The following is a 2,715-nucleotide window of genomic DNA, read 5'->3' as shown; positions in this document are numbered from 1 at the left end:
TTTAATGCAATTGGTATGAATACTAGGCAATCGATGCTTATCCTGCTATAAATTCATGCGTAAGGTCTAATTTAGTATTCTAAACATACCTATTATGCACCTACTAAAGACCTTGAGTGTATGAGCTTGGTGATATGTCATTAATATTACTAGCTCATGTTGTTTTTATAGCTTATATAGAATTCAGAAGGGTAAAATACCGTGAAAAAAATTTCTCGTCGTTCATTTCTTATATCTGGTTCAGCTTTGGTTATAGCAACTGCTGTTGGCGGCATGACCTCTGCTCAGGCATCAAATGGTTTTATTCCTGGTGGTAACGACATCCCAAAAGCTCCAGTTATCAACGACTTCAATCTTAAGTTGCAATTGATAGCCGACCAAAATCACGATTTTATGAGAGTAGCATGGGAAATCGCTACAGATAGTGATTTTGAGCATATTATTAATCAAGATAAGGTTAGCTTGGAGCAGACTAAACAGCAGGCACTAAATATCACTTTGCATGAGATCCCTCTGGACACAGAAATATTTTATAGGCTGACATGCGAACACTGTGATGCCTATGAGATTGATGAATTGCCATTTAACCAAGGGGTTAACATTAACAATGTCGGCCTTGTGTATTCTAGCTTAAGCGATTGATTTTATTTTGTTTGGTTTTTTGTCGGGAAGTATAAGCTTGTCATGGAATGGACGCAGTTATAAGGCAGACTTAATTTTCGGTAAACATAAAGGACTAACATAAGCGCTAGTTCATAAAGTAAAAACCAATAGGGAAGTTTATGTCTAATTTGGAGATATCCAATGATTCGATTCGTCAGTTTGAACAAACTGGTTATCTTTTATTAGAGAACGCATTACCTACCTCACTGCTTCAACAATGGCGAAATATTGCAGACAAACTTGAAAAACAAGCTTTGGCTGAATACGAGCAGGGGACTCAAAGCGGTGATTATTGTATTGTACAAGATCCCGTTGGACCGAGGTTAATGCGCTACGACAACATGATAGAGTTACAAACAGAAGCCTCAATAGAGTTACTTGCATGCCCAGCACTTATTACTCTAAGTGAAAAGCTTTGTGGAATAGGGGCAATTCCAATAGCAATGGATATATTGTATAAACAACAGCACCCTCATCCTGTTATTAACTGGCATCAAGGAGCACAACATCCTAGAACTTACCCTTATCTGAATGTTGGCATATATCTGGACGACGCCCCCGAAGGTGATGGTTGTTTGCGTTATGTCCCTGGCACTCAACACAAATTAGAAGATATTCAACAACTCTCGCAAAAACACGGTTGGGAGATACCTGGCACTATAGAGCAACCAGCCAAAGCTGGCGATATTCTGATTCAAGACATGATGATTTTACATGGCTCTCAACCGAAACGCTCTCCAGGGTGTCGCAGAACCATTTATTTAGAACTAAGATGTGTGCAAGGTATTATTGAAAGTCAGTCTCAGTCAGAAGTGTGGGCAGATATCCGCAAACAGTTTATGGCTTTGGTACTAGAACGCGCACAACACATACCTGATGGTTGGCAGCATTTTTACCCTTTAAGGAAAGTTAACCAGTCGCAACTTGTTACTCAAATGCGCGCCAAAAAGGAGCCTGCTATACCTGCTGTATGGGCGATATTTCCAGTGGAGCACCCTGACTATCCTGTACCTTCAGAGTTGAGAGAAAATGACTGACACTTCCCTTGTCAACATAGAGGATGTAGGAGAGCTCAACCTTTATCAATTAAAGAGGTTTTGGCATACAATTCAAGAAAATAAGCAATCTATTGCTCATCAAGATTACCATGTTAACCGCCTGTTACTTAGTGCTTTAGGCATAGGTTTACACCAAGGCCTATTTTATCTGTATACCGAGAGGCCCACTTTTCAACAATTTGAATCATGGATCAAACACAATGCTGTGCTACTTTCAGATGAAGTCGTGCAAAGGTTTAATCATGCAATTGTGCATGCTCCTCTATCAAAAATAACCGCAGAAAAGTTTAAGTTTATCGATGAGCACCCAGATGTTTTGGACAGAGCTGATTTAAAGCACTGGCAAGAGTTTGGTTATGTGATTGTTAAAAATGCAGTGAGCATAGAAGATAGTAGGGCTGCGGAACAGGCTATCTGGCAACATATCCAAGCGATTCCTGACGAACCAAGTACTTGGTATGGAAAAAATGATAGCCAAATTATGGTGGAGCTGATCCAACACAGTGCACTTCAGCACAACCGAAACAATATCAAAATTCATAAGGCTTTTAGTCAGCTTTGGGGGACGACTGATTTATGGTGTTCCGCTGATCGTTGTAGCTTCCATCCCCCACTGAAAACGGGTTATGATTTTCCTGGTCCTGACTTACATTGGGATATGGATCTTAATAAACCTGATTCATTTTGCACCCAAGGTATACTTTATTTGACCGATACCAGTGCAGAACAAGGTGCTCTCACATTAGTGCCAAGCTTCCAACATAAATTACAAGAATGGCTCACCAACCTAGATAAAAACCAAGATCCACAGCAACAAGATTTACACTCACTAGGCTCAAAAGCCATTGCTGCACAAGCTGGAGACTTGATCATCTGGCATCATGCATTACCTCACGGCAGTCGACCAAATGTTACTCAGCAACCACGAATTGCCCAGTATATTAATTTTTACCCATTTGATTTGAAAAACTAGGAGTTGTTGATCTTTCACGGT

The 2,715-nt window shown here is 40.2% G+C and carries 3 protein-coding genes; all 3 read left to right on the top strand.

The window, feature by feature from the left end; all coding sequences use genetic code 11:
* Window positions 1-201 precede the first annotated feature (201 nt).
* The 3 genes from AB4238_RS22340 to AB4238_RS22330 all read left to right on the top strand — a co-directional run bounded on the left by AB4238_RS22340 (window position 202) and on the right by AB4238_RS22330 (window position 2,694).
* The gene (locus AB4238_RS22340) at window positions 202-642 is read left to right on the top strand and encodes a hypothetical protein (RefSeq protein ID WP_372035820.1); all 441 of its coding nucleotides are present in this window, start codon (window positions 202-204) and stop codon (window positions 640-642) included.
* Window positions 643-782: 140 nt separating this feature from the next.
* The gene (locus tag AB4238_RS22335; protein WP_372035818.1) at window positions 783-1,700 is read left to right on the top strand and encodes a phytanoyl-CoA dioxygenase family protein; all 918 of its coding nucleotides are present in this window, start codon (window positions 783-785) and stop codon (window positions 1,698-1,700) included.
* On the top strand, window positions 1,693-2,694 hold the full coding sequence (locus AB4238_RS22330) for a phytanoyl-CoA dioxygenase family protein (protein WP_372035816.1): 1,002 nt from the start codon (window positions 1,693-1,695) through the stop codon (window positions 2,692-2,694). The genes AB4238_RS22335 and AB4238_RS22330 overlap by 8 nt, the downstream gene beginning before the upstream one ends.
* The last annotated feature ends 21 nt before the right edge of the window (window positions 2,695-2,715 follow it).

Origin of the sequence: Shewanella sp. 10N.286.45.A1 (assembly GCF_041470405.1) — a bacterium.
Classification (GTDB): Bacteria; Pseudomonadota; Gammaproteobacteria; order Enterobacterales; family Shewanellaceae; genus Shewanella.
This window is presented reverse-complemented; position numbering and strand designations above follow the sequence as displayed.

Excerpts from the sequence above, each read along its gene's own strand:
- AB4238_RS22330 (WP_372035816.1), top strand. The coding sequence starts at position 1,693 with ATGACTGACACTTCCCTTGTCAACATAGAGGATGTAGGAGAGCTCAAC.
- AB4238_RS22335 (WP_372035818.1), top strand. The coding sequence starts at position 783 with ATGTCTAATTTGGAGATATCCAATGATTCGATTCGTCAGTTTGAACAA.